This window comes from Methylovorus menthalis (assembly GCF_020523625.1).
Lineage (GTDB): Bacteria > Pseudomonadota > Gammaproteobacteria > Burkholderiales > Methylophilaceae > Methylovorus > Methylovorus menthalis.
Genome location: NZ_JAJAQH010000003.1, coordinates 248,410 through 272,785, shown reverse-complemented (window position 1 = coordinate 272,785; position 24,376 = coordinate 248,410). Strand labels below are relative to the sequence as shown.

The 24,376-nt window shown below is 55.9% G+C and carries 27 protein-coding genes; 8 read left to right on the top strand and 19 right to left on the bottom strand.

The genetic code is table 11. The features are described 5' to 3' along the window. Positions 1 to 3 precede the first annotated feature (3 nt). Genes bioC through LG204_RS03890 form a run of 5 tightly spaced genes read right to left on the bottom strand, consistent with a single transcriptional unit; the run spans position 4 to position 4,264 of the window. A complete protein-coding gene (bioC, locus tag LG204_RS03910; RefSeq protein ID WP_230336034.1) occupies positions 4 to 894 on the bottom strand; it encodes a malonyl-ACP O-methyltransferase BioC in 891 nt (296 codons plus the stop codon). Beyond that, complete coding sequence (gene bioH / locus LG204_RS03905) at positions 891 to 1,706, bottom strand: pimeloyl-ACP methyl ester esterase BioH (protein ID WP_230336033.1); 816 nt, start codon at positions 1,704 to 1,706, stop codon at positions 891 to 893. The genes bioC and bioH overlap by 4 nt, the downstream gene beginning before the upstream one ends. Next, the gene (gene bioF, locus LG204_RS03900) at positions 1,703 to 2,875 is read right to left on the bottom strand and encodes an 8-amino-7-oxononanoate synthase (RefSeq protein WP_230336032.1); all 1,173 of its coding nucleotides are present in this window, start codon (positions 2,873 to 2,875) and stop codon (positions 1,703 to 1,705) included. The genes bioH and bioF overlap by 4 nt, the downstream gene beginning before the upstream one ends. A gap of 2 nt (positions 2,876 to 2,877) precedes the next feature. After that, on the bottom strand, positions 2,878 to 3,870 hold the full coding sequence (bioB, locus tag LG204_RS03895) for a biotin synthase BioB (RefSeq protein WP_230336031.1): 993 nt from the start codon (positions 3,868 to 3,870) through the stop codon (positions 2,878 to 2,880). Continuing rightward, positions 3,863 to 4,264 carry a hypothetical protein gene (locus LG204_RS03890; RefSeq protein ID WP_230336030.1) on the bottom strand — a complete coding sequence of 134 codons (402 nt, stop codon included), beginning with the start codon at positions 4,262 to 4,264 and terminating at the stop codon, positions 3,863 to 3,865. Before LG204_RS03890 ends, bioB begins: the two co-directional genes overlap by 8 nt. A gap of 66 nt (positions 4,265 to 4,330) precedes the next feature. On the opposite strand from LG204_RS03890, the gene LG204_RS03885 reads away from it, so the two are divergent. After that, entirely contained in the window at positions 4,331 to 5,014 is a 684-nt protein-coding gene (locus tag LG204_RS03885; protein WP_268867989.1) for a ComF family protein, read from the top strand. Positions 5,015 to 5,085: 71 nt separating this feature from the next. On the opposite strand, the gene LG204_RS03880 is transcribed toward LG204_RS03885, so the two are convergent. Together LG204_RS03880 and LG204_RS03875 are read right to left on the bottom strand one after the other, a co-directional pair. Then, on the bottom strand, positions 5,086 to 5,271 hold the full coding sequence (locus tag LG204_RS03880; RefSeq protein WP_230336028.1) for a hypothetical protein: 186 nt from the start codon (positions 5,269 to 5,271) through the stop codon (positions 5,086 to 5,088). Between the two features lie 469 nt (positions 5,272 to 5,740). Further along, the gene (locus tag LG204_RS03875) at positions 5,741 to 6,676 is read right to left on the bottom strand and encodes a LysR family transcriptional regulator (RefSeq protein WP_230336027.1); all 936 of its coding nucleotides are present in this window, start codon (positions 6,674 to 6,676) and stop codon (positions 5,741 to 5,743) included. A gap of 76 nt (positions 6,677 to 6,752) precedes the next feature. Here LG204_RS03875 and LG204_RS03870 point away from each other — a divergent pair, with 76 nt between their 5' ends. The 4 genes from LG204_RS03870 to trmL all read left to right on the top strand — a co-directional run bounded on the left by LG204_RS03870 (position 6,753) and on the right by trmL (position 9,686). Then, entirely contained in the window at positions 6,753 to 7,376 is a 624-nt protein-coding gene (locus LG204_RS03870; RefSeq protein WP_230336026.1) for a DsbA family protein, read from the top strand. An 87-nt stretch (positions 7,377 to 7,463) separates the two neighbouring features. After that, positions 7,464 to 8,363, top strand: coding sequence for an MBL fold metallo-hydrolase (locus tag LG204_RS03865; RefSeq protein WP_230336025.1), 900 nt, complete (start codon positions 7,464 to 7,466; stop codon positions 8,361 to 8,363). Between the two features lie 4 nt (positions 8,364 to 8,367). Continuing rightward, entirely contained in the window at positions 8,368 to 8,763 is a 396-nt protein-coding gene (locus tag LG204_RS03860; RefSeq protein WP_230336024.1) for a nuclear transport factor 2 family protein, read from the top strand. Positions 8,764 to 9,221: 458 nt separating this feature from the next. Beyond that, positions 9,222 to 9,686, top strand: a complete 465-nt coding sequence (gene trmL / locus LG204_RS03855) for a tRNA (uridine(34)/cytosine(34)/5-carboxymethylaminomethyluridine(34)-2'-O)-methyltransferase TrmL (RefSeq protein ID WP_230336023.1) — start codon at positions 9,222 to 9,224, stop codon at positions 9,684 to 9,686. A gap of 95 nt (positions 9,687 to 9,781) precedes the next feature. On the opposite strand, the gene LG204_RS03850 is transcribed toward trmL, so the two are convergent. The 5 genes from LG204_RS03850 to LG204_RS03830 form a co-directional block, all read right to left on the bottom strand. Further along, positions 9,782 to 10,771, bottom strand: coding sequence for an NAD(P)H-dependent glycerol-3-phosphate dehydrogenase (locus tag LG204_RS03850; RefSeq protein ID WP_230336022.1), 990 nt, complete (start codon positions 10,769 to 10,771; stop codon positions 9,782 to 9,784). Beyond that, the gene (locus tag LG204_RS03845; protein ID WP_230336021.1) at positions 10,771 to 11,226 is read right to left on the bottom strand and encodes an SH3 domain-containing protein; all 456 of its coding nucleotides are present in this window, start codon (positions 11,224 to 11,226) and stop codon (positions 10,771 to 10,773) included. Before LG204_RS03845 ends, LG204_RS03850 begins: the two co-directional genes overlap by 1 nt. Beyond that, the gene (secB, locus tag LG204_RS03840; protein WP_230336020.1) at positions 11,207 to 11,689 is read right to left on the bottom strand and encodes a protein-export chaperone SecB; all 483 of its coding nucleotides are present in this window, start codon (positions 11,687 to 11,689) and stop codon (positions 11,207 to 11,209) included. Before secB ends, LG204_RS03845 begins: the two co-directional genes overlap by 20 nt. Positions 11,690 to 11,788: 99 nt before the next feature. After that, on the bottom strand, positions 11,789 to 12,052 hold the full coding sequence (gene grxC / locus LG204_RS03835) for a glutaredoxin 3 (RefSeq protein ID WP_230336019.1): 264 nt from the start codon (positions 12,050 to 12,052) through the stop codon (positions 11,789 to 11,791). Positions 12,053 to 12,055: 3 nt separating this feature from the next. Beyond that, positions 12,056 to 12,460, bottom strand: coding sequence for a rhodanese-like domain-containing protein (locus LG204_RS03830; RefSeq protein WP_230336018.1), 405 nt, complete (start codon positions 12,458 to 12,460; stop codon positions 12,056 to 12,058). 218 nt (positions 12,461 to 12,678) lie between these two features. Here LG204_RS03830 and gpmI point away from each other — a divergent pair, with 218 nt between their 5' ends. Both gpmI and LG204_RS03820 read left to right on the top strand, forming a co-directional pair. Continuing rightward, positions 12,679 to 14,235: a 2,3-bisphosphoglycerate-independent phosphoglycerate mutase gene (gene gpmI, locus LG204_RS03825; protein WP_230336017.1), complete on the top strand. Its 1,557-nt coding sequence runs from the start codon at positions 12,679 to 12,681 to the stop codon at positions 14,233 to 14,235. After that, positions 14,228 to 15,490, top strand: a complete 1,263-nt coding sequence (locus tag LG204_RS03820; RefSeq protein ID WP_230336016.1) for a murein hydrolase activator EnvC family protein — start codon at positions 14,228 to 14,230, stop codon at positions 15,488 to 15,490. The genes gpmI and LG204_RS03820 overlap by 8 nt, the downstream gene beginning before the upstream one ends. Before the next feature lie 90 nt (positions 15,491 to 15,580). Here LG204_RS03820 and LG204_RS03815 read toward each other — a convergent pair whose 3' ends face one another. The 6 genes from LG204_RS03815 to LG204_RS03790 form a co-directional block, all read right to left on the bottom strand. Next, positions 15,581 to 16,792, bottom strand: a complete 1,212-nt coding sequence (locus tag LG204_RS03815) for a glycosyltransferase family 4 protein (protein ID WP_230336015.1) — start codon at positions 16,790 to 16,792, stop codon at positions 15,581 to 15,583. 56 nt (positions 16,793 to 16,848) lie between these two features. Next, positions 16,849 to 18,039: an iron-containing alcohol dehydrogenase gene (locus tag LG204_RS03810; protein WP_230336014.1), complete on the bottom strand. Its 1,191-nt coding sequence runs from the start codon at positions 18,037 to 18,039 to the stop codon at positions 16,849 to 16,851. Further along, positions 18,039 to 18,458 (bottom strand): secondary thiamine-phosphate synthase enzyme YjbQ, encoded by a 420-nt coding sequence (locus LG204_RS03805; RefSeq protein WP_230336013.1) that lies wholly within the window; start codon positions 18,456 to 18,458, stop codon positions 18,039 to 18,041. The genes LG204_RS03810 and LG204_RS03805 overlap by 1 nt, the downstream gene beginning before the upstream one ends. 98 nt (positions 18,459 to 18,556) lie before the next feature. After that, positions 18,557 to 19,075 carry a hypothetical protein gene (locus LG204_RS03800; RefSeq protein ID WP_230336012.1) on the bottom strand — a complete coding sequence of 173 codons (519 nt, stop codon included), beginning with the start codon at positions 19,073 to 19,075 and terminating at the stop codon, positions 18,557 to 18,559. Positions 19,076 to 19,170: 95 nt separating this feature from the next. Beyond that, positions 19,171 to 20,133: a transglycosylase SLT domain-containing protein gene (locus LG204_RS03795; protein ID WP_230336011.1), complete on the bottom strand. Its 963-nt coding sequence runs from the start codon at positions 20,131 to 20,133 to the stop codon at positions 19,171 to 19,173. A gap of 157 nt (positions 20,134 to 20,290) precedes the next feature. Beyond that, complete coding sequence (locus LG204_RS03790) at positions 20,291 to 20,686, bottom strand: winged helix-turn-helix transcriptional regulator (RefSeq protein WP_230336010.1); 396 nt, start codon at positions 20,684 to 20,686, stop codon at positions 20,291 to 20,293. A gap of 92 nt (positions 20,687 to 20,778) precedes the next feature. Here LG204_RS03790 and LG204_RS03785 point away from each other — a divergent pair, with 92 nt between their 5' ends. Next, entirely contained in the window at positions 20,779 to 21,627 is an 849-nt protein-coding gene (locus tag LG204_RS03785; protein ID WP_230336009.1) for an SDR family oxidoreductase, read from the top strand. 126 nt (positions 21,628 to 21,753) lie between these two features. Here the strand turns inward: LG204_RS03785 and clpB are convergent, their stop codons facing one another. After that, the gene (clpB, locus tag LG204_RS03780; RefSeq protein ID WP_230336008.1) at positions 21,754 to 24,339 is read right to left on the bottom strand and encodes an ATP-dependent chaperone ClpB; all 2,586 of its coding nucleotides are present in this window, start codon (positions 24,337 to 24,339) and stop codon (positions 21,754 to 21,756) included. Positions 24,340 to 24,376 lie beyond the last annotated feature (37 nt).

The following is a 24,376-nucleotide window of genomic DNA, read 5'->3' as shown; positions in this document are numbered from 1 at the left end:
CCGTTATGTCGAGGAGGAGGCGCGTGGACGAAACTGAACGGGCGACAAACCATCGGGCAGCTCCTGTCGCGCCTGTGGTTTCCATGCATGGCCGTAGATCACCTCGTACGTGGCAGGCAACTTGCCATCGCGCCGGAAAGATTCATAGCGTGCCTGCACATGCTGCAGGAAGCCCCGCCCCTGCAAGCCGCGATGGCGTCCTTCAGCCGCGTTGTGAGCGCCTATGGCTTTGAGGTCACGCATCACGCCCAGCACGTCGTCATAGGTCAGCTCGAAATACTCGACATCCAGCACCGGCGCATTAAAGCCCGCCCGCACCAAGGCATCGCCAATATCATGCATATCGATAAAACGGCTGACGGTGACATGGGCATCATCCTGACGCGTCGCTGCACGCAGCTCTTTGAGGGTATCGGGGCCCAGCGTGCTGAACATCAGCAGCCCTTCCGGCTTCAACACGCGCTGCATTTCCGTAAAGGCTAGGTCCAGATCATTGCACCATTGAATCGCCATATTCGACCAAACCAGATCCATGCTGGCGGCTGCTAGCGGCAAACGCTCAATATCCGCACACACGGCATGACGCCGGTCAAAGCCAAACAGCCGTTGCACTAGCGAGCGCGCCGCCATGGTTTTTTTAAGCATGCCCATGGCAATATCCAGCGAGATCACCTGACTCTGGCGGTACCGGACGGATAAAGCCGCACTGGCGTGTCCCGTGCCACAGCCAGCATCCAGTACCGCCCGGGGAGTCAGTTTGACCAGATCAAGCCGCTCCAGCATGCGCTCGCGGACTTCGCGTTGCAGCAAGGCCGCCGCATCATACGTGCCCGCCGCCCGGTCAAACGAACGCCGTACGCGGGCTTTATCTATCAGGTAAGCGTCCGTGGTCATGGCTGACGCTCCAGCGGGTGGACTGCATTGCCAGGCTCAAGAAATTCGTCAATCGCCCGCATAAATTGATCAGGGTGCGAAAGAAACGGCGCATGCCCTGCACCGGCAATGACGCGCAGGCGACCAAATGGTAAATGTTGCGACAGCCAGTGCGCCGCCTGCACCGGCGCCAGCGTGTCACGATCCCCGTGAATCAGCAGCACAGGTTTGTGTAGATGGGGAATCTCGTGACGCAGGTCGTTTTCCAGCAAGATATGCAGCGCTTTCTGCAATGAGCCCGCCGTCGGCACCGGGCGCTCGGAAAACGTCGAGCGCAGTTGTTTGACCGTGGCACGGGCGTCACTGGAACCCATGCATTGCAGCGTCAGAAACTTGATTAGCGTCGCATGGTAATCCGCATTCACCTGGCCCGCGAACTGATGAAAAACATCCGCCGCAATGCCATATTGCCAAGAATCCGTGGCGGTATCGGATTCCGCATTAACAAAGCGCGGCGAACTGCCAATCAGTATCATGCGCCGCACCACCTCAGGATGCGCCAGTGCCAAGCGCATGGCCACCAGCCCCCCCATGGACCAGCCACATATATCGGCATTGGGCGGCAACTGCGCCGCCAATGCCTCGGCAATGGCATGCAGATGCGCAGGCTCTAGCGGACGGCTGTGACCCATGCCAGGCAGATCCACGATATGAAGCTGGTAATACTGGCTGAGTTTTTTAATAAGCGGCTGCCAGACGCCACCATGCATGCCCCAACCATGGATCAGCACTAGCGGATGACCACTGCCTTTGATTTCAATATGCAGGCTCATGCCGCAGACTCCAGCGCGACTTCTGCCTCGCGCAAAGCGTGAATAAGGGCATGCACATCCTGCTCGCTATGTGCTGCAGAGAGCGAAATTCTTAAGCGGGCAGTGCCTTTGGGAACGGTGGGTGGGCGAATGGCGGGTACCAGCAGGCCACGCGTGAGCAAATACTCACTGAGGCGCAATACCTCATCATTACTACCGACCAGCAAAGGCTGTATCGCTGTTTCAGAGGGCATCCATTGCCAGCGACGAGGAGTATGGGTGTTAAGGATAAACATCAGATGCCGCAAGTGCGCGCGGCGTTGCGGCTCGTCGTGGATGACCTTCAACGCTGCCAGCAGCGCTGCGGCCAATGGCGCAGGGCTGGCCGTGGTGTAAATATAAGTCCGTGCCTGCTGGAGCAAGTAATCAATCAGCACGGGCTCGCCGGCAACGAATGCACCTGCCACGCCCGCCGCCTTGCCCAAAGTGGCCATGTAGATAATGCGGGGCGAAGTAATATTGAAGTGCTCAAGTACCCCAGCACCATGCTCGCCCAGCACGCCAAAGCCATGTGCATCGTCCAGCATGAGCCAGGCATCGTAGCGTTCGCACAGGGCCAGGATTTCCGGCACCGGGGCAATATCACCATCCATGCTGAAAACAGCATCGACCAGCACCAGCTTGCGTCGCGCGCGACTGCTGGCGAGCATCGATTCGAGTGCGGCCAGATCCTGATGCGGGTAACGCTTGAATTCGGCGCGCGACAATACCACGGCATCATTCAGCGAAGCATGGTTGAGCTTGTCGGCAAATACGGCGTCATCTCGCCCCAGCAGCGCGGCCACGACACCCATATTGGCCATGTAGCCGGTGGAGAAAAGCAGCGCAGCAGGCAAGCCGACAAAGTCGGCCAAGGCATGCTCCAGCTCTTCATGCAAGGCATGATGGCCGGTAATGAGGTGCGAGGCACCACTGCCAACCCCCACGGTTTGCGTTGCCTGCTGCATGGCTGAGATCAGGCTCGGGTGATTGGCCAACCCCAGGTAATCATTGCTTGCGAACGAGAGCAAGCACTTACCGTTTACCATCACTTCCGCTTGTTGCGGCCCCTCGACAATGCGCCGTTTACGCAGCAATCCGGCAGAGGTGCGCTCTGCCAGTTCAGCAGCTAACTCGTCCAGCAAGGTCATGATCAGGCGGGATGCAGCCCCAGCTTGGCGAACAGCGCACGGTCAGCCTCGGCTTCAGGATTTCCGGTCGTCAGCAGCTTTTCGCCGTAGAAAATGGAATTGGCGCCGGCAATAAAGCACAGGGCCTGTATGCCTTCATGCATGCTTTGACGGCCTGCAGACAGGCGGACGTAACTGCCAGGCATGGTGATACGGGCAGCGGCAATAGTGCGCACGAACTCGAAAGAATCGAGTTCATCAGTCCCATGCAGCGGGGTGCCTTCCACTTGGGTCAGCAGGTTGATGGGCACACTTTCCGGCGGGCGTTCCATATTGGCAAGTTGCGCCAGCAGACCGGCGCGTTGAACGCGGCTTTCGCCCATGCCGATAATGCCGCCACAGCAGACATTGATATCCGCATCGCGCACGCGATCCAGCGTGTCCAATCTGTCCTGGTAGGTACGAGTGGTGATCACATCGCCATAGAACTCCGGCGCGGTATCCAGATTGTGATTGTAATAATCCAGACCTGCATCTTTCAATTGTTCAGCCTGGCCGTCCTTCAGCATGCCCAGCGTAGCGCAGGTTTCCAGCCCCATGGCCTTCACTTCGGCGATCATCTTGAGCACAGGCTCAAGGTCACGCTGCTTGGGGCTGCGCCAGGCAGCGCCCATGCAGAAACGGCTGGCGCCATTTTCCTTGGCGGCCTTGGCGGCTTCCAGCACGGCATCCAGCGCCATCAAAGGCTCATTTTCAACATCAGTATGGTAGCGGGCCGCTTGCGGACAGTAGCCGCAATCCTCCGAACAGCCGCCGGTCTTGATCGACAGCAGGGTGCTTACCTGCACGGCATTCGGGTCAAAATTCTGGCGATGCACCGTCTGTGCACGGTGAATCAGATCACTGAACGGCATTTCAAACAGTTCAACAATCTGGGCCACCGTCCAGCGTTTTTCAGCCTCGACGACAGGTGTGTTTTTCTTGATGCTGTTCACATCCACTGCAACTTCAAGCATTGTCTACCTCTACATTCATTTCTTGCCAGGAATCATTCTTCGCGCGCAGTAAATCCCGCACGCCCAAAGGCACTACCACCAGAAAACATCCCAACCAGATATAACCCATCAAATGTGGCCAGCCGCCTGCCATTTTCGCCAGTTGGGGACTAAAATTCAGAATCACGACCAGCGAGCCCACCACGCCATAAAAGCGGTACCCGGAGAAACGGATGTAATCACAGATCTTGGGATTGGGATGATTGGCAGCCGCCGCGTATACAAAGATCGAGGCTGCCAGCCACAACAGCATCGGGATAATCGCGGGCAACAGCAGCACCGCGATGATGGAGAAGAAGGTAAACATCTGCGCAGCACGAATCTGCTGCTTGACGGTAATCACTTGAGTAGCCATGTATACACCTCGCTATGTCGTGTCCGCCATTATACTTGTCGATTAAATGCCAGTCACCTTTAAAACATGTGCTCATTTTTTAATCAGGCTTTGACGCAGGAATGTCTCTTGTGCACCTCCGACGACGGCGGTGACCTTGGCCTGTGCGCGCCGTGCCAGCAAGACCTACCCTGGCACAAAGTACCGAGCTGCCCGCAATGCGCCCTCCCCTCCAGCCAGGGATTGCTCTGTGGGCATTGCCTAACCTCGCCACCGGCTTTTGACCATACCCATGCCCTGCTCCGCTACGACTTTCCGCTCGATGCCATGTTGCAAGGCTATAAATACCGAGACATGCTGCACATGGCCCGCGTATTCGGCCATCTGCTGGCGGAATCAGTGAGCGCGCGACCGCGCCCTGACCGCCTGATCCCCATGCCATTGCATCCGCTGCGCCTGCGCGAACGCGGCTATAACCAGTCTCTCGAAGTGGCCCGCATTATCAGCAAGGCCTTGGCTATCCCGCTGGATTACACCAGCTGCGAGCGCATCAAGTTCACGCCACCCCAAGCCAGCCTGCCACTGAAAGCGCGCGCCAGCAATATGAAAGGCGCATTTGCCTGTCACGCCGCCATGACAGGTGAGCGTGTCGTGCTACTGGATGATGTGATGACCACTGGCGCCAGCCTGCAGGCACTGGCAAAAGCCATCAAAAAAGCGGGCGCCGCTGAAGTGGAGTGCTGGGTGATTGCCCGGACATTGCCGCGATAAGTAAAAAAGCTGCGTCCTGCCACAAGCCCGGCAGCTTGTAACAAAACGCAGCGCAAAACAAACCAGCAAATTCAGGCAGGCAAGGCCCGCCGATTGAACTTGTCGTGGTATTTGCTGATGAGTGTGTCCCAGTCGATTTGCACGCGACCACCCGTCCCCAGATACTGCTTTTGCCAATCATCAATCAGCTCGATGCAAGCGTGATTCATGTACTCCAGATCATCGAACTCAATAATGACCTCACGCCCGTCATCCAAGCACTCCACTCGCAGCCTATGGCATCAAGGCAATTCGTCTTGCCAAGCATTCGAGTGTAGTATTCCGTGATTTAGTTCCAGGGGCGCGCGTTGTTAAGGCGTTTAATCATTTAGATGCTAATGTGTTATCCCAACCAGAAGTTGCGGGGGGGGGCTGCGTACCTTGTTCTATTCAGGAGACGATGCTGACGCAAGAGCTGAAGTTAGAAAATTACTGGAAACTACCGGTTACTTTCCTGTTGATCTTGGTTTACTTGATGTTGGCGGTCCATTGATAGAACTCCCCTTCGGCACACTATCAATGTCCAACTTCATCAAGATGTAATGAAGCAAAAGCAGGCATCATCGCCGGCGGTGATGCCTGTATTTTTGATATTGCTTTCGTTAATCAGCACATCGAATCAATGCATTGCGAGAAAGAGTGAAATATAAAAAATCGATGATTAACGTTTATAGATTTGACTCTTGATCAGAGTATCGCTGTTTCTCTCTCTACCAAGAGATCAACAAAAGCCCGTACCTTAGCTGGTCGAAAGCGTGCCGATGGAAAGACCGTATAGATTCCACCTGAAGGTAGCGACCATTGCGGGAGCACTTGGATTAAGCGCCCCTCAGCGAGGTCATTGGCAATTGAATAATCCGGCAGTACTGATATTCCTACGCCTTCTTTCACAGCTTCGCGAACAGCAAGCGTCGCATCTAAATAAATCGAGGCTTGCACATTTACACTTCGACGTTCAATCTCATTTAATGAGAAATTCCAATGTAATGGATCCCGCAATGCGGTATTGGCAACAAACGGCAGTTGTGCAATCTCATCTGGGCTAGTGATCCGTTCGATCTTATGTTGCATGCTTGGCGATGCAACCAGCAACTGTCGAAATGTTCCAATTTTACGGGCTTGCAAAGGAGACTCAGCAAGCCAACCAACGCGAATGGCTAATTCGATATTTCCCGACATGATGTCGAGTGTCTGATCGCTTAACACTGCATCGACTTTACAATTTGGATATCGCTGAGTAAAAGCGGCGATGGCAGGTACAACCACACTCATGCCATAGTCAAAAGGCGCAGTCAGCCGCAATGTGCCAGAAGGCTCTCCCGCTACCTCGGATAGTTGACCGAACGCATCTTCAGCGTCGCGCAAAATCATACTGCAACGCTGGTAAAAAGCCAGTCCAGCCTCGGTAGGCTGTACTTTGCGTGTAGTACGCACCAAGAGTGAAGTCTGGAACTCCTGTTCAAGACGAGAAACCTGCTGGCTCACCACCGCCTTCGTGATGCCCAGTCGGTCTGCAGCTGCGGTGAAGGATCCAGTTTCGACGACTGCAACAAAGTAGACAAGGCGTCTCAGGTTTGCCATATCCCCGATACCAACTTCATTCTTATTGTATGTTTTTAACATACTTAATGTTTATCACGTATGCATTTAAATATCAATATGCCATGCCTATAATTTGTGACATCAAGAAGGAATTACTATGTACAACAAGCTTACTTATTTATTTGACCCATTGTGCGGGTGGTGCTATGGCGCTTCACCATATCTTTCCAGCATCGCTGAAGCAACTGATGTGAAGATTGAGTTATTGCCGACTGGCCTTTTTTCTGGCGAAGGCGCAAGGCAGATGGATGATGATTTTGCTGCATACGCCTGGAACAATGATCAACGTATTGCGCGCCTCACTGGGCAGGGTTTTACTGAACGCTATCGAGAATCGGTACTTGGCAACCGCCAGCAATACTTCGACAGTGGTCCAGCAACAGTAGCGCTGACCGCAGTGTCATTGACAACCCCTTCCCGAGAGTTGGATGCATTGAAGGCCATGCAGCAGGCGCGTTTCATTAATGGTCAAGATATCGCCGAATTAAAAACACTGGCTTCTATCTTGAAATCGCTCGAGTTGGAAGATGCAGCATTGATGATTAAGCATCCCGATGCGGATCTCCTTGCAGCCAATCGTGCGCGGGTAAACCTAGCCCAGGCTCTGATGCGGGAATTTGACGCAAGGGGTGTGCCTACTTTCATCGCAGACTCTGGGGACAAGCGCTGGGTGATGCATGCGAGTGCAATTTTTTCCAACCCGCAGATTGCGGCACGCTGACCGCAAGCTAACGGATTAGCATCCGACGGTAATTAAACAAATTAATAACCAAAAGTTCAACTTCATTCAATTTAAAGCGAGAAAACCATGACAACAAGACGCGATGTACTTAAGACCCTTGCCGCAACTGGTGTTGCAATGGCCATTGTTGGTAACGAGAATGTCTTTGCTGCCAGTTCCAACATTAGCTGGAAACACTTCCCAGCAGGTGAACATGGCTTCTTTCGTGCTCCTGTATTGCTGTCTGGCGCTCACGAAACCATTCTGATTGATGCTGGCTTCACTTTTCCCGATGGTACTGCGCTGGCAGAAGCAATCCAAGCCACAGGCAAAAAGCTGACGACGATTTACATCACCCAAAGCGATCCAGATTACTACTTTGGGCTTGCTCCAATCAAAGCCGCTTTCCCATCTGTTCGGGTTATTGCTGCAACCGCGACAGTAGATGCGATTAAAGCTAGTGTTGAAAAGAAGCTAGGCGTCTGGGGACCTCAGCTTAAAGAGAATGGCCCTCAAACTCTGGCTGAAGTAGTCATGCCCGAAGTGTTTGATGGTCCTGCCTTGAAATTAGAAGGGCACACGATTGAGATCATTAATGCTGATGGCCTTGCTAACCGCCGTTACATTTGGGCGCCTTCGCTCCATGCAATCTTCGGTGGTGTCATGGTCTTCTCTGGCGTTCATGTATGGACCGCAGATACTGCAGGTGTCGAGGCGCGTGCAGCCTGGGTAAAAACTTTGGATGCCATGGCAGCACGCAAACCAGTGGCTGTGATTCCTGGCCATTTAGCGCCGGGAGCAGCGATAGACCTCTCTGCCATCACATATACACGCAACTATCTCTTGGCATTCGAAGAAGAACTGGCCAAGGCAACTAATAGTGCTGATCTCATCGCGGCAATGACCAAACGTTATCCAGATGCGGGCATGGGCATTGCGCTACAAATAGGCGCTAAAGTTGCCCTCGGCGAAATGAAGTGGGGTTAAGGCAATGACGGCTAATCTCGACATTATTCGTGCAACCTATGAAGGCTCGTCAGAAGAGAATGGTAAGAACCTGCTCGCAGCCTTGGCTCCTGATGCAAGATGGACGGAGGCGGCAGGCTTTCCATACGCGGGCACCTATATTGGGGCAGAGGAGATTCTTTCCAACGTATTCAGAAGATTGGCTACGGAATGGATAGATTATCGGGCTCAGGTTCATACGTACTTGGCTGACGGCGATCAAGTCGCCGCCTTTGGTGTGTACTCAGGGACCTACCGAAAAACCAGCAAAAGCATGAGAGCTACATTTGCCCATCTCTACCAGCTCAAGGATGGAAAGATCATTAAAATGGAACAGTTTGTCGATAGTGCAACGGTTCAGAAGGCGCTCGTTGAACCTTAGATAAGGCACAAAAATTAGTACGGTCAAAAATCAGAATCAATCCGTAGATTCTGATTTTTGATTTTTACTATCATATTCATGCCGAGAGACTTCTATATTTGGCCATTCACTAACCATCCAATTGACTAGTGCTTCTACAGGAAGAAGAAAATCTCTGCCACGATCTGTCAGTGTATATTCCACCCGTGGTGTTATCTTTAGACAGTCGAAAGCTGTCTCCAAATAATACTTTTCATACTGTATTGGCGGCAGGCCATTATTGAAACTATGCCGATGCTTAAGGTAATAAAACATCTCGATGTACTCAAATATGGGTATTCCACGAATGACGGGCATCTGCCTGCTTCTGTTCAGGGCGTATCCCCCGCCTGATTTTGCAGTTAATCTACTCAGAACTACGCCGCTTGCCGCTTACATGCTCATGTAGAATGCATGACATCTGCTCAGCGGCCCCCATCATGTTCGACATCGTGCTCTATCAACCGGAAATCCCGCCCAATACCGGCAACATCATTCGCCTGTGCGCCAATACGGGCACGCGCCTGCATCTGGTAAAACCACTGGGCTTCAGCCTGGAAGACAAGCAATTGAAACGGGCAGGCCTGGACTATCACGAATATGCCAGTCTGCAGGTGCATGAAGATTGGGAAGCATGCCGCACCGCACTCGCGGATCGCCGCATGTTTGCCCTGACCACCAAGGGCAGTACGCGCCACAGCACCATCGCCTTCAAAGAGGGCGATGTCTTTGTCTTCGGGCCGGAAACCCGTGGGCTGCCGGAAGAGATCAGGGATCAGTTCGCCCCGGAGCATCGCGTCAGACTGCCCATGATGCCGAATAACCGCAGCCTGAATCTATCCAACTCCGCCGCGGTGCTGCTGTATGAAGCCTGGCGGCAACATGATTTTGCAGGCGCCGTTTAAGCGAGCGTGCGATCTTCAATCTTCATAAAAAAACAGGCTGGGGAAATGCCAGCCTGTTTTCTTAAGTCAAAAAATCTATCGCGAGTAACCCGGACTCAAACAGATTCCGACTTCTGTTCCCGACTCAGAAGGCTTTCCACGGCAACGCGTGGTGATTTGCCATGCGATAGCACCTGGTCAACTTCTGCAGTAAGCGGCATATCCACCCCCATCAGCTTGGCACGTCGCACCACTTCGCGCGTGGTATTCACGCCTTCAGCCACATGCCCCAGGCTTTGCAGAATCTCGGGCAACTTGCGACCAGAAGCCAGTTGCAGGCCAACTTCACGGTTACGCGAATATTGGCCGGTACACGTCAGTATCAGGTCGCCAGCACCAGCCAGGCCCATAAAGGTTTCTTTTTTGGCGCCCAGGCTCACGCCAAAACGCGTCATCTCGGCAAGACCGCGGGTAATCAGAGCAGCACGGGCGTTATTACCAAAGTCCATGCCATCGCTGATACCGGCGGCAATCGCCATCACGTTTTTCAGGGCGCCGCCTACCGATGCGCCGACCACATCATCGCTGGAGTAAACCCGGAAACTGCCGCCATGCATGACGCTTGCTGCTTCGCGGGCAAAATCGGCATCGTTCGCGGCCAGTGTCACGGCAGTGGGCAAGCCACGCACCAGCTCTGCAGCAAAGCTGGGGCCGGAAAGCGCACCCCATGGATGTTGCGGCCCCAGTTCGTCCATTGCAACCTCATGCGGCAGCTTGGCGGTTTCCGGCTCCAGGCCTTTGTTGGCCCAGACTACGGGCAACTTGCAATCAAGCGCTTTCAGGGCTTGCAGCGTGGCTCGAAATGCTGAGGTAGGCACGACAGACAGCACGAGATCAGAATGGGCTACCGCACGGCCAAGATCGCCTTCTACATTCAGATTGTCATTAAACTTGAAATCGCCGAGATAGCGCGGATTGGCACGCGCCCGTTTCATGCCGGAGACATGCTCCGGATTATGCGCCCACAGCACCACCGGGTGCTGTATGCTGATTTGCATGGCGAGCGCCGTTCCCCAGGCGCCAGCCCCCAATACGGTAACTTTCATTAATATCCCCAGACGGCGGTCGTGGGCAGATACCCCACCAGCCCGTCACGATGTCGCACCTTGATCCAGCCGTTGCCGGTCATTTCGAGCATATCCAGCACTACATCCTTTTCCACTGTCCCCACCACACTCGATGCAGGGTCGGCCGACTGCTGCAATGACGCCTGCGCGGCAATCACGATGACCGTGCGCTTGGTCGCCAGCTGCTTGGCGTCTATCCAGTTAAGGCCGCCACGGTTATCGCGCACCTTGATCCAGTCGCCCAGATTGACAATGACTTCCAGCGGATAGCCTTGCCAGATGACATAGAGCTTTTTGCCCTGCCCGGAAGGGGCGTCGTAGAGAATGGCGCGCGGAACCGCGACAGAACGGTATTCCAGCGCTGAAGCCAGCGAGGGCGTCAGCGCCAGAATAACGGCAATGGAAAGTAAAAACTTAGTGGGTAGTTGAACCATTCGCTTGCGTAGCCTGTTCCTGCTTTTGTTGTGCGTACAGGGCTTCGAAGTTAATCGGATTCAGCAGTACAGGTGGGAAACCAGCGCGGGTTGAAATATCGGAAACCGCTTCGCGCAGGTAAGGGAACAGAATGTTCGGGCAAGTCACGCTCAGAATGATTTCCAGGTTTTCTTGTGGGACATTGCGAATCTGGAAAATACCGGCTTGTGCCACTTCGATCAGGAATACGGTCTTGTCTTCCACCTTGGAGGTCACCGTCACGGTGGTCAGCACCTGATAGATGCCATCTTCCACGGCGCTGGCACTGTTGCTGAGCTCAATGCCCACTTGTGGAGCTTCACGCTGAATGAACACTTGAGGGGCGTTAGGGATCTCGAGGGAGATATCCTTCACGTAGATTTTTTCAATGCTGAAACCAGGTTGATTGTCTTGATCCTGGGCTACTGCTTGTTCTTCGGCCATGATGTTTCCTAATGGGAGCAAAGGCGCTCCCTTATCCCTATCGTTAATGAATAATAAAAAGCGGGGCAGGCCCCGCATCTCTCATGCCATTCTAACTGCTTATGGCGTGTTTTTGAATAACAACGGATCGAGCCCGCCCTTGAGGTCCAAGGCACGCAAATCGTCAAAGCCACCGACATGAAAATCGTCGATATAAATCTGCGGCACCGTACGGCGTCCAGTGCGTGTCATCATGGTCTCGCGTTCGGCCGGGTCAAGGTCCACCCGAATCTTTTCCACGGTAACGCCCTTGGCGTCCAGTAGTTGCTCGGCACGCATGCAATAAGGGCAATAGGCCGTGGTATACATGGTGATTTTGGCCATGACTTATCCCTTTACCAAGGGCAGCTTGGCCTGTGTCCAGGCATTCACGCCGCCATCCAGTTCATACACCTGGGTGAATTCATGTTTACGCAGCGTGGCGGCCGCCTTGCTGGAACGCACCCCACTCTGGCAATGCACGATCACCGGTTTTTCGCGAAACTTTTGTAGCTCCGCCAGCCGCTCATCCAGCTTGGCCAGCGGTATATGGCGGGCGTCGTTGATATGCCCGGCAGCAAACTCGGCATCGTCGCGTACATCCAGCACCACACCCTGGTTACGGTTAATCAGCAGCACCGCCTCGCTGGGGCTGACGCTCTTCGCACCGCGTCGCAGCATGGGCCACAACAGCATGAGGCCGGAGCCGACGGCCAGGCCGATATAAATTGCGTTATTGATCAGAAATTTCACTGTTAAACCCTCGAAAAAATACCCCGAAAAATGCCTGCCGATTGTACCGAATTCCCAATGACATTGAATGACTATGCTGCCAATCAGCGGAATTTCAAGAGCACCACACCATCGTCAGCGACAAGGGCTGACGGCGCCTGACATTTACTTGCAGATTTATTGGCAAAAAATCTCTAAAATACAAGGCTCGTGTTCAATCAGCTGGAAAACAATCTCCCATGAAGGTCACCCCGGTCATACTGCTCATTCTTGATGGTTTTGGTTATCGCGAAGAAATCAAGGACAACGCCATCGCCCAGGCTAACACTCCAAACTGGGATGCACTGTGGAGCCAATATCCGCACACGCTGATCAATGCCTCCGAGCACTATGTCGGCCTGCCAGACGGCCAGATGGGCAACTCGGAAGTCGGCCACCTCAACATCGGCGCTGGCCGTGTGGTGTTCCAGGAATTTGAACGCATCAACAACGCCATTGCCAGCGGCGAGTTTTACACCATGCCCGCCCTGGTCAATGCCGTGCAACACGTCAAGCAGCAAGGCAAAGCACTGCATATCTTTGGCCTGCTGTCCGATGGCGGCGTACACAGCCATCAGGACCATATCTATGCCATGGTGCGCATGGCTGCCCAGCAAGGGTTGGAGCGCATTTACGTGCATGCCTTCCTTGATGGCCGCGACACGCCCCCCATCAGCGCTGGCCCCTACCTGCAAAAGCTGGAAACCGCACTGACCGAGATCGGCGCGGGCAAAGTCGCTTCGGTATGTGGCCGCTATTACGCCATGGACCGCGACAAGCGCTGGGAGCGCGTGGCCCCGGCTTACCGCCTGGTAACAGAAGGCATAGGCGAGTTCACCGCCAGCACCCCTCAAGAAGCGCTAATTGCCGCATATGCCCGCGGCGAGAATGACGAGTTCGTAAAAGCAACCGCCATCACCGCCCCCAGCAGCGCACCTTTGCGCATGGAAGATGGCGACATGGTGGTCTTCATGAACTTCCGTTCAGACCGTGCGCGTCAGCTGACTCACGCCCTGCTCTCCCCCGAGTTCGATGGTTTTGAGCGTCACCACATTCCGCAATTCAGCGCCTACTTCACGCTGACCATGTATGACAAAAATGAAGTGCGCGCGGTGCCCATCTTTCCGCCCATGGAAGTGCGCAACACATTTGGCGAATACCTGGCAAGCCAGGGCCTGACCCAGCTGCGCATCGCCGAAACAGAGAAATATCCGCACGTCACCTTCTTCTTCAATGGCGGCGAAGAACTGGTGTTCCCCGGCGAAGACCGCATTCTGGTGCCCTCGCCCAAGGTCGCCACCTATGATCTGCAACCGGAAATGAGCGCATTTGAAGTGACGGAAAAACTGGAAGCCGCTATCTTGAGCCGCCAGTACAGCGCGATTATCTGCAACTTTGCCAATTGCGACATGGTAGGCCACAGCGGCAAGCTGGATGCCGCCATCAAGGCCGTGGAAACGCTGGATACCTGCGTTGCCCGCGTGATCAAGGCCATGCAATCCATCGGTGGAGAAGTCATCGTCACCGCCGACCATGGCAATGTCGAGCAGATGCAGGACTACGCGAATCACCAGCCACACACGCAGCACACTACCAATCTGGTGCCACTGCTGTATGTGGGCCGTGACGCCACCATGTCGGCCACGGGTGCGCTGTCCGATATCGCCCCCACTCTGCTCAAGATGATGGGCCTGACGCAACCTGCTGAAATGACCGGACACCCTCTCGTCCATTTCACCGCCCCGACGAATGCTTGATTACCTGCGTTTGCGACCCGATGCACGTGCACTCGGGCTAGCCTTGCTATGCGCACTCGCTCTGGGCCCAGGCACCAGCCTGGCAGCGCCCAAGGTGGAAAAGTCCAAGGCGGAGCTCAGCGAACTGCATGACAAAATCGAGTCCCTGAAAAAGGAACTCGACGACACCAAGGAAGCCCATGCCGATGCCAGCGACGCGCTGAAAGAGAGCGAAAAGGCCATCAGCACCACTAATCGCAAGCTTTACGACCTGCAACAGCAGCAGCTGGAAACACGCAGCCAACTGCAAACGCTGGAGCAGCAGCAAAACGGCGTGGACAACCAGCTGCAAGCGCAACAACGCCTGCTGTCTTCGCAAATTTACCGGCAATACTTGCACGGGCAGCCCGGCTACACCCAGCTTTTTTTGCAGCAGGAAAACCCGGCTGAGGTGGCGCGGCAATGGCAATACTATGGCTATGTGGCCCGGGCACGGGCTGAACTGATCACCGCCATGCAGGGCAATCTGGACAAGCTTAATCGGCTGAATGACGAAACCTCGGCCACCCTTCAAAAGCTGACAGAACTGAAAGCCGCCCAAGAGTCGGAGCGGGCAGCGCTGCAAGCGCAAAAAAATCAGCGCAACAAGGTACTCCAGAGTCTGGCTGCCAAGATCAACAGTCAGCGTGGCCAGATTGACAAGATGAAGCGCGATGAACAGCGGCTGTCGCAACTGGTGGAAAAACTGGCGCGTCTGGCGGCCATGCCACCGAAACGCAAACCGCAGAAACCCGCCGCAACAGACAAGGCCACCCCGTCATCACCGCAAGTGATTGCCCGCAACGAAGCACTGCCCAGCAATACGTTTGAGGGAGGCAATTTTGCGGCGCTCAAAGGCAAGCTCAATCTGCCGGTGCGCGGCGATATCCTGAACCGCTTCGGTAGCTCGCGTGAAGATACCGGCGTCTCGTGGAAAGGCTTGTTCATCAAGTCGAGCGAGGGGAGCGAGGTCAAGTCAGTGGCCAGCGGACGGGTGGTGTTTGCGGATTGGCTGCGCGGCTTCGGCAACCTTATTATCGTCGACCACGGCAATAGCTACATGAGCCTGTATGGCAACAACCAGGCGCTGCTGAAAGGGGTAGGAGATACGGTCAAGGGCGGAGACACCATTGCCGCCGTGGGCAACAGTGGCGGCAACGAGGCCTCAGGGCTTTACTTTGAACTGCGTTACCAGAGCAAACCGTTTGACCCCTTAAGCTGGAGCGTAGTGCGTTAATGCGGGAAGGGCCGAGCAATCGGCTCTTGGTCCGGCAGACTATCGCTTAAAGCAGCCAACCTTCACTGCCAGGCTGTGCATCCCAACTGCTTAAAGGTGCGGCGTCAAACTGGCGCCGGAAACTTCATCTTCAGCAGCATTTGCAGGAATCTGCGCCTGCAAATAGCCATCAAACAAACGGCACACACTTTGCCATGAGCACTGCGCCACCGCGCTGGCGGCAGCGAGGCCATATTGCCGCAGTAGCGCAGGGGCAGCCACCAGTGCCGTGGAGGCCTGAATAAACGCCGCGCTATCGCCAAACGGCACCCTGACGCCATTCACACCCGGCTGTATGAAAATTTCAGCCGCCGCATAGTCATACGCTACCACCGCCAAACCACTGGCCATGGCTTCCGTTAATACATTGCCAAAGGTTTCAGTCATGCTGGGGAACAAAAACATATCCCCGGACGCATAGTGCTCAGCAAGCTCCTCGCCCGATTTCGCCCCGCAAAAAATATGCTGTGGATAGCGGCGCATCAGCTTGCGCGCTTCCGGTCCACTGCCCACCCAGACCATGCGGGCTGTCGGATTCACTTTTTGTATGGCGTCAAATGCCTTGATCACCAGCGCCAGGTTCTTCTCCGCCGCCAGCCGACCCACATAGATCACCGCCAGATCATCCGGCGCCAGCCCCCACTCGGCTCGCAATGCCGGGCTACGCCGTGCGGGGGAAAACAGGCTGCTATCCACGCCGCGCCCCAGCACGGCCACATTGCGGTAATTTTCCTGCAGCAGCATCTGGCGCAGGGTATCGTTCGGCACCATGGTCAGCGCCGACTGATTATGAAACTGGCGCAGATGACGGGTCACCACGCCCCGCAGCCAGCTCATGCCGTAGTGCTTGCAGTAGCGATGAAAGTTGGTATGAAAACTGGAGGTGACGGGGATATCCATATTGCGTGCCACCTTGAGGGCGGCCCATCCCAGCGGACCTTCGGTGGCAATATGCACGACATCTGGCCGCTCTTTTTTCCAGGCCTGGCGCAGTTTTTCCACCATGGGCATGCCAAAGCGCAATCCGCTATAGCCAGGGATAGGCAAGCCGGGCACCAGCATGTGGCCGGCAGAATCCTCGCCATCCGACTTCTGGCGCGGGCGCACCAGCCGCACCTGCCAACCAAGGTCTGAAATTCCTTGTACCAGCCGCGACAAGGTCATGGCAACGCCATTGATTTCCGGCGGCCAGGTTTCCGTGACCAGTACCAGGCGCCGGGCTTGCCCGATGGCGGGACGCACTATTGTTGTTTGATCATCCATGCTGCCATGTTTGCCGGGGCATATGGCAAACGCATGACGTTGAGATGAAGTGAATATTACAACCGGGCCTGCAAAATGCCCGCCACCTCTTCATCGCTCAGCACGACCGGGTTGGTTTTCATGCTGCTACCCCGACAGTTAGCCACCACACGGGGAATATCCGAGGCCTGCATGCCCATGCTGGATAGCCGCGGCAATGCCATCTCGCGGGTCAGGAATTCCAGCCGCTCGACCAAAGCATGGAGGCCATCGGCCTCACCAAGCCGCATATCATTGGCCAGCACTTTACCGACATGCGCATAACGCCAGAGGAAATCGCTGCCCGCGGCGCGCTCTTGCAAACAGGCAATATTGACGCGCGTGCACTCTGCCACCAGCGTGCCGCAAACCACACCATGCGGCATCGGGAAAAATGCCCCCAGCGGTGCCGCTAACCCATGCACCGAGCCTAAGCCCACCTGCGCCAGAGTAATGCCGGATAACAAGGCGGCATAGACCATATTGCCACGATGGTTTGCCAGATCACCCTCGCCGCGAAACCATGGCAACAAGCTGTCGCGTACCGCCCGCAGGCCAGACATGGCCAGCGCATCAGTAAGCGGATTGGCGCGAGTAGAGACATACGACTCCAGCAACTGCGTCAACGCATCCATGCCGTTCGCCGCGATCAGGGAAGGTGGGCAGGATGCCAATAGATCGGGGTCTATCACTGCATAGTTCGCCACCAGCCGTTCGTGCCTGAATGATTTTTTAAAGCCAGCTTCGCCATGTTGCGAGAGCACGGCGTTACGAGTGGCTTCCGAGCCAGTGCCTGCCGTCGTAGGGACGGCAATAAATGGCACTTCTGGCCCGGGATATGGCAATTCCGGCCCGACGCCTTCCAGAAAATCCATCACGCTATTCGGTATCCGCAACAACCCCGCCACTGCCTTGGCGGCATCCAGCACGCTGCCTCCGCCTATGCCAATAACGACCTCAATGCCTGCAGCACGGTATTGACTGGCCAGCGCGTCGGCCAGCTGCGGCGATGGCTCGCCATCGACCACGGCGTGCTCAAACGACAAACCGGCATGGCGCAACGCCGTTTGCAGCGCAGGCCAATCCTCGCTCGCGGTAAACGAGCGCGCACCGGTGATGATGAGGATGCGCGAGCCAAACTCACTCGCCAGGGCAGGCAATTGTTGACGAGCGCCCGCACCAAACACGATGCGCGGCATCTGGCCAAAACTGAACGCGGGAATCTGCATTACTCGCCTATCGCGTGCAACAGCACTTTGCGCGTATGCGACATGCGGCGATGCTCATAGAGGAAGATGCCTTGCCAGGTACCGAGCGCCACCGCACCGTTGAGGATGGGGATGGAGATGCTGGTCTGTGTCAGCGCACTGCGGATGTGGGCAGGCATGTCATCCGGCCCTTCGGCAGTATGGATGAACAAGGGATCACCTTCAGGCACCAGCCTCGCGAAAAAGGCTTCCATGTCCACCAGCACGTCGCTGTCGTAATTTTCATTCACAAGAATACTGGCCGAGGTGTGCTGAATATAAAGCGTGAGCAAGCCGGCCTGTAAGCCGGTATCGGCTACCCAGTCCGTGACTTGCGGCGTGATGTCATACAGGCGCTTGCCCTGCGTGCGCACGGTAATGTGCGTGGATGATTGTTGCATCTGCTTCTCCCATGAGATCAAGCAGAATTATATGCCGGACAAGGCAAGCACAGGGCAACGCAGCCGCGCTGTACTCGTCCTGTCCGGCATCGGAAAGATTACCAGCCGTAACCGTAACGGAAACTCGGGCCGTAGAAAGGACGCCGCCAATAGGGACCGGGGCCATAGCTATAGCCCCACCAAGGGTCATAGTAAGGTTGATAGCGCAGCTGGTATTCGCGGCGCAAACGCTCCTGCTCTTCGCGCTTGGCTTTTTCGCGCTTGTTGATTTCATCGGCAAAGCCTTCGCGCAAGGCAGCTTCACGGGTCTGGTAAATATAATCCAGCACCTTGGGGCTGACGCCCTGCTTACTCAGTTCCACCGATTGCGAGGGCGTGAGGTCATACTGCGAATTACTGGCCTTGATTTTGGCGATCAGCTCTTCCGGCGGCGTGGTTTTGGAAAGCTGCACCAGCTCTTCCAGGCTGAGATTGGGCACCGGCTTCGGCATCAGGCGCTCCAGCTCCTCCGGGGAAATCCGCTTGACCTGCGGCTCCTGCTGGCCTGTGGTAGCGCACGCCGCCAGCAGCATCAACATACCGGCCAGCCAGAGCTGTTTGATTGTTTGCACGTTCATCTCCAGAACAAATAATGAGTGTTGTTTCGACTGTACTGCTGCTTAAAAATTCATCGCCAACCGCACGATGCTGGCGAAATGCGCCGGGGCAGATATTAGCCCTGCTTCATGATCACCCGCGTCGGGTCCACCACGCGGTCATCATAGGGATGATGCAGGCGCGGATATAACTCCATCACACGTTTTACGTAAGCGCGGGTTTCGGCATAAGGCGGAACGCCACGATAGCGCTCCACCGCACGTTCGCCCGCATTGTAGCCGGCCACCGCCAGGCGCACATCGCCCTTGAAATACGCCAGCAGCCAGCGCATGTAGGCGATGCCGCCACGTATGTTCTGGCTGGCATCGTAGGCATTGCGCACATTGAAGCGCTCGGCGGTATCGGGGATCAGCTGCATCAGCCCCATGGCTTCCTTGGAAGAGCGGGCGGAAAGTTTGAAATTGGACTCGACGGCAATAATCGACAATATCAGTTTAGGATCCACCTGGTGCCAGCGCGCCAGGGTATCCACCAGGCCGACCAGCCAGCGCTTGTTGGCAGGCAGGCTGGCAATGTGCTGTTCTATCCGGGCGGCGTCACTGCCGGCATAACTGTCCAACGGCGCTTTGTCCGGGGCGACATCCGCCAGCACACAGGGTGGCAAGTCGGTGGAGGTGAGCGCAATGGTATCCAGCATACGCTGCGCCTGCAGATGGCCCTGGCTGGATGCCAGGGTAAAAAGCGATGCTCCCAGCGCCTGGCTTTGCGGCACACCCTTGCCAAAGGCATACAGCATGCCGAGCCGGTACTGCGCCTCGGCACTGCCCATGCGTGAGGCCTGACAATACAGCCGTGCAGCCTGCCATTCGCCCTCCACTTCGTCCATGCTGGTTTCAAGGCGGCTGGCTTCCTGCAAAAGCTGACGGATGACGGGCGGCTCATTATCCAGAATGTCGCCCATGGCAGGCGCTTGCTGGGTCTGGCTAGCAGGCAACGCACTTTCGGCGGCCAAGGCCATGCCACTGGGCAAGCTGACAAAGCCCAGCATCCACACCAAGATAATCGGGAATTTACCCATGCCTGATTTACGTTATTCCATCATGATTTGAACAGTACATTCACCCGCGTCATTGCGCCGCACGCTCTATTTAAACGGCTTGCCAGCGCAAGTCTTGAGTGCGCCTGAAGACTTGCTGCATTCTACGCCATTGCCATGCATAAAGGCCCGCGTCGCATCATGCATCGGCTTGTTGCGCGGCCAGAATGTTTGGCAATTTTTCCTGTATCCAGTCCGCCAGTGCTTCTACTCGCAAGCCCACCTCCTGCCCCAGCGGCGTCAGACTGTATTCCACATGTGGCGGCACCACCGGGTAAGAGATGCGCAGCACGAAGCCATCCTGCTCCAGCCATTGCAGGGTTTGCGCCAGCATGCGTTCACTCACGCCCCCTATTTTTCGGCGCAAATCGCTGAAGCGATGGGTACCGCCCAGCAAGGCCACCAGCACCAGCACGCCCCAGCGGCTGGTGACATGCTTCAACACCTCACGGGAAGGACATTGCGCGGCAAAGACGTTGCCACGCTCCATCAATGTGGAGAGCGATTCGTCTTGTCTTGTTTCCTGATTCGCCATGTTTACACTTACCTTTCTGTAAGTACTTACTAAAAGTTAGCTTGTTTGTTATTGTGCCTTTTCTTTCATTTCAAGCCAACAGGAGTTTTACCATGATCGTGATTACCGGAGCTTCCGGCCAACTCGGCCGACTGGTTATTGAGGAGCTGTTAACCTCGGTGCCTGCCAACCAGATTATTGCCGCCGTCCGCACCCCCGCCAAGGTGGCCGACCTCGCCGCCCGAGGCGTCGTTGTGCGTCAGGCGGATTATTCACAACCGGCGACCCTGGATGCTGCCTTTGCCGGTGCCAGCCAGATTTTGCTGATTTCATCGAGCGAAGTAGGTCAACGCCTGCCGCAACATCAGAACGTCATTGCCGCTGCCAAGCGCGCCAATGTCAGCCTGCTGGCCTACACCAGTCTGCTGCACGCCGACACTTCGCCGCTGGGCCTGGCCGCCGAGCACGTGGCCACCGAACAGGCACTCCAGGCCTCCGGCGTGCCATATGCCATCCTGCGCAATGGCTGGTATACCGAAAACTACACCGCCAGCATCCCACCAGCACTGCAATACGGTGTACTGCTGGGCAGCGCGGGAGAGGGCAAAATCGCCTCGGCTACCCGCCATGATTACGCCGTGGCGGCCGCCACTGTATTACGCACCCCCAACCAGGCTGGCAAGGTTTACGAACTTGCAGGCGATACCACATATACCCTGACGGAATTTGCCGCAGAGCTTTCGCGCCTCGCAGGCAAGACTGTTGCATATCAGAACCTGCCCCAGGCCGACTATGCCAAAGCCTTGCTGGATGCCGGGCTGCCTGATTTTCTCGCTGATCTGCTGGCGGATTCGGACACTGGTGCCTCCAAGGGTGGCCTGTTTGATGACAGCCATCAATTAAGCCAGCTGATCGGCCGGCCGACGACACCTCTGGCGACAGCTATCGCCGCTGCGCTGTAATTCGCCTGGAGATAAGGCGCAAGAAAAAAGCCGACATGAAGTCGGCTTTTTTCGTTTACTACCTGAGCTTTATACAACTCATCATCTATCAAACTAGCGGCCTATCAAACTGACCATCTATCAAACTCAGGCCTTGCTGAACAGCATCTTGCCACCCTTGTACTCGACCTTGATCGTATCCTTGGCGGCGAAATGGCCACTGAGGATTTCACGTGCCAGCGGATTCTCGATCTCGGACTGGATAGCCCGCTTGAGCGGACGTGCGCCATATACCGGATCGAACCCGGCAGCGGCAATCTCCGCCAAGGCAGACGGCGCAACCTCCAGCAGCATGTCCATCGCATTCAGGCGTTTGGCCAGGCTTTGCAACTGGATGCCAGCAATCGACTTCACATGCGCTTCACCCAAGGAGTGGAACACCACCACTTCATCGATCCGGTTGATGAACTCGGGACGGAAATGGGTTTTGACTTCGCCCATCACCGCCAGCTTCACCACCTGATAATCGTCGCCGCTCATGCTCTGTATCATCTGGCTGCCCAGATTGGAGGTCATGATGATGACGGTATTCTTGAAGTCCACCGTACGGCCCTGGCCATCGGTCAGGCGACCATCGTCCAGCACCTGCAGCAGCACGTTGAATACATCCGGATGCGCCTTTTCAACCTCATCCAGCAGGATCACGCTGTAGGGTTTGCGTCGCACGGCCTCGGTCAGCGTGCCACCTTCTTCGTAGCCCACATAGCCGGGAGGCGCGCCAATCAGGCGCGAAACCGAATGCTTCTCCATGAACTCGCTCATGTCGATACGCACCAGATGCTCTTCCGAATCAAACAGGAAGTTGGCAAGCGCCTTGCACAGCTCGGTCTTGCCGACCCCGGTAGGCCCCAGGAACAGGAATGAGCCATAAGGCCGATTCGGGTCCGACAAACCAGAGCGCGAACGGCGGATGGCATCGGCCACGAGTCGCACGGCCTCATCCTGGCCGACCACGCGTTCGTGCAGCTTGTCTTCCATGGTCAGCAATTTATCGCGTTCGCCCTGCAGCATCTTGGACACGGGAATCCCGGTCGCGCGGCTCACCACCTCGGCAATTTCCTCGGCACCCACCTGCGTGCGCAGCAAGCGGTTTTTCACCGGCACGCCGTTCAGCTCTTCCGATGCGGCCTTGTTGAGCTGGGCTTCCAGCTGCGGCAACTTGCCATACTGCATCTCTGAAACCCGCTGCCAGTCGCCCTCGCGCTTGGCTTCTTCCATCTGCTGCTTCAGCTTTTCAATCGCTTCCTTGATATGGGCCGACCCCTGCACCTGGGCTTTTTCCGATTTCCAGATATCGTCCAGATCAGCATATTCCCGCTCCAGACGCTTGATCTCGTCTTCTATCAGGTCAAAGCGTTTTTGCGAAGCTTCGTCCTTTTCCTTGCGCACGGCTTCGCGCTCGATCTTCAGCTGGATCAGGCGACGGTCCAGTTTGTCCATCACCTCCGGCTTGGAGTCGATTTCCATCTTGATACGCGACGCGGCCTCGTCGATCAGGTCGATCGCCTTGTCTGGCAAAAAGCGGTCGGTGATGTAACGCTGCGAGAGTTCAGCCGCTGCCACAATCGCCGGATCGGTAATCTCCACGCCGTGGTGCAGCTCGTACTTCTCCTGCAAGCCGCGCAGGATGGCAATGGTCGCTTCGACACTTGGCTCATCCACCAGCACTTTCTGGAAACGACGTTCCAGCGCGGCATCTTTTTCTATGTACTTGCGATATTCATCCAGCGTGGTGGCACCCACGCAGTGCAGCTCACCGCGTGCCAGTGCAGGCTTCAGCATATTGCCCGCGTCCATGGCGCCATCGGCCTTGCCCGCGCCGACCATGGTATGAATCTCGTCAATAAAGACGATGGTCTGCCCTTCGTCCTGTGCCAGCTCTTTCAGCACAGATTTCAGGCGCTCTTCAAAATCACCGCGGTATTTGGCCCCTGCCAACAATGCCGCCATATCCAGCGACAGCACGCGCTTGTTCTTCAGCGATTCCGGCACCTCGCCATTCACAATCCGCTGCGCCAGGCCTTCCACAATGGCGGTTTTACCCACGCCAGGCTCGCCGATCAGCACTGGATTGTTTTTGGTGCGGCGTTGCAGCACCTGAATCGCGCGACGAATTTCATCATCCCGACCAATCACCGGGTCCAGCTTGCCAGCGCGAGCGCGCTCGGTCAGGTCCATGGTGTATTTCTTCAGGGCCTCGCGATTGCCTTCCGACTCCTGGCTATTGACCTGATCGCCACCGCGCACGGCATTAATCGCGGCCTCTAGCGCCGTCTTGTTGAGCCCAGCCTGTTTCAGCAGCTTGCCGGTGTCACCCTTGTCCTCGGCCAGCGCCAGCAAAAACATCTCACTGGCAATATAGGCATCGCCACGTTTCTGCGCGTGCTTGTCGGTCAGGTTCAAGAGATTATTGAGCTCACGCGATACGGTTACTTCGCCTGTGCTCTCTTCCATTTTGGGCAGGCTTTCCATGGCCTGCTGCAAACTGGTTTTCAGACTGCCGACATTCACGCCAGCGCGCGACAGCAGCGACACCGTGCCGCCATCGTCCTGGTTCATGAGTGCTGCCAGCAAGTGCTGAGCTTCTATGCTGGGATTATCGTTACCTACGGCCAGACTTTGGGCATCGCTCAGGGCTTGCTGAAACTTGGTCGTCAGCTTGTCTATACGCATTTCCTGCTCCTCGTCATTATTTTGAATACCCTATAGA

Excerpts from the sequence above, each read along its gene's own strand:
- LG204_RS03890 (WP_230336030.1), bottom strand. The coding sequence starts at position 4,264 with ATGGCTACTCAAGTGATTACCGTCAAGCAGCAGATTCGTGCTGCGCAG.
- LG204_RS03820 (WP_230336016.1), top strand. The coding sequence starts at position 14,228 with ATGCTTGATTACCTGCGTTTGCGACCCGATGCACGTGCACTCGGGCTA.
- LG204_RS03850 (WP_230336022.1), bottom strand. The coding sequence starts at position 10,771 with ATGAAAGTTACCGTATTGGGGGCTGGCGCCTGGGGAACGGCGCTCGCC.
- LG204_RS03885 (WP_268867989.1), top strand. The coding sequence starts at position 4,331 with ATGTGCTCATTTTTTAATCAGGCTTTGACGCAGGAATGTCTCTTGTGC.
- bioC (WP_230336034.1), bottom strand. The coding sequence starts at position 894 with ATGACCACGGACGCTTACCTGATAGATAAAGCCCGCGTACGGCGTTCG.
- LG204_RS03845 (WP_230336021.1), bottom strand. The coding sequence starts at position 11,226 with ATGGTTCAACTACCCACTAAGTTTTTACTTTCCATTGCCGTTATTCTG.
- grxC (WP_230336019.1), bottom strand. The coding sequence starts at position 12,052 with ATGGCCAAAATCACCATGTATACCACGGCCTATTGCCCTTATTGCATG.
- gpmI (WP_230336017.1), top strand. The coding sequence starts at position 12,679 with ATGAAGGTCACCCCGGTCATACTGCTCATTCTTGATGGTTTTGGTTAT.
- bioF (WP_230336032.1), bottom strand. The coding sequence starts at position 2,875 with ATGACCTTGCTGGACGAGTTAGCTGCTGAACTGGCAGAGCGCACCTCT.
- bioB (WP_230336031.1), bottom strand. The coding sequence starts at position 3,870 with ATGCTTGAAGTTGCAGTGGATGTGAACAGCATCAAGAAAAACACACCT.
- LG204_RS03800 (WP_230336012.1), bottom strand. The coding sequence starts at position 19,075 with ATGAACGTGCAAACAATCAAACAGCTCTGGCTGGCCGGTATGTTGATG.
- LG204_RS03865 (WP_230336025.1), top strand. The coding sequence starts at position 7,464 with ATGACAACAAGACGCGATGTACTTAAGACCCTTGCCGCAACTGGTGTT.
- LG204_RS03870 (WP_230336026.1), top strand. The coding sequence starts at position 6,753 with ATGTACAACAAGCTTACTTATTTATTTGACCCATTGTGCGGGTGGTGC.
- LG204_RS03795 (WP_230336011.1), bottom strand. The coding sequence starts at position 20,133 with ATGGGTAAATTCCCGATTATCTTGGTGTGGATGCTGGGCTTTGTCAGC.
- LG204_RS03810 (WP_230336014.1), bottom strand. The coding sequence starts at position 18,039 with ATGCAGATTCCCGCGTTCAGTTTTGGCCAGATGCCGCGCATCGTGTTT.
- secB (WP_230336020.1), bottom strand. The coding sequence starts at position 11,689 with ATGGCCGAAGAACAAGCAGTAGCCCAGGATCAAGACAATCAACCTGGT.
- LG204_RS03875 (WP_230336027.1), bottom strand. The coding sequence starts at position 6,676 with ATGTTAAAAACATACAATAAGAATGAAGTTGGTATCGGGGATATGGCA.
- trmL (WP_230336023.1), top strand. The coding sequence starts at position 9,222 with ATGTTCGACATCGTGCTCTATCAACCGGAAATCCCGCCCAATACCGGC.
- LG204_RS03785 (WP_230336009.1), top strand. The coding sequence starts at position 20,779 with ATGATCGTGATTACCGGAGCTTCCGGCCAACTCGGCCGACTGGTTATT.
- LG204_RS03790 (WP_230336010.1), bottom strand. The coding sequence starts at position 20,686 with ATGGCGAATCAGGAAACAAGACAAGACGAATCGCTCTCCACATTGATG.
- LG204_RS03860 (WP_230336024.1), top strand. The coding sequence starts at position 8,368 with ATGACGGCTAATCTCGACATTATTCGTGCAACCTATGAAGGCTCGTCA.
- bioH (WP_230336033.1), bottom strand. The coding sequence starts at position 1,706 with ATGAGCCTGCATATTGAAATCAAAGGCAGTGGTCATCCGCTAGTGCTG.
- LG204_RS03815 (WP_230336015.1), bottom strand. The coding sequence starts at position 16,792 with ATGGATGATCAAACAACAATAGTGCGTCCCGCCATCGGGCAAGCCCGG.
- LG204_RS03805 (WP_230336013.1), bottom strand. The coding sequence starts at position 18,458 with ATGCAACAATCATCCACGCACATTACCGTGCGCACGCAGGGCAAGCGC.
- clpB (WP_230336008.1), bottom strand. The coding sequence starts at position 24,339 with ATGCGTATAGACAAGCTGACGACCAAGTTTCAGCAAGCCCTGAGCGAT.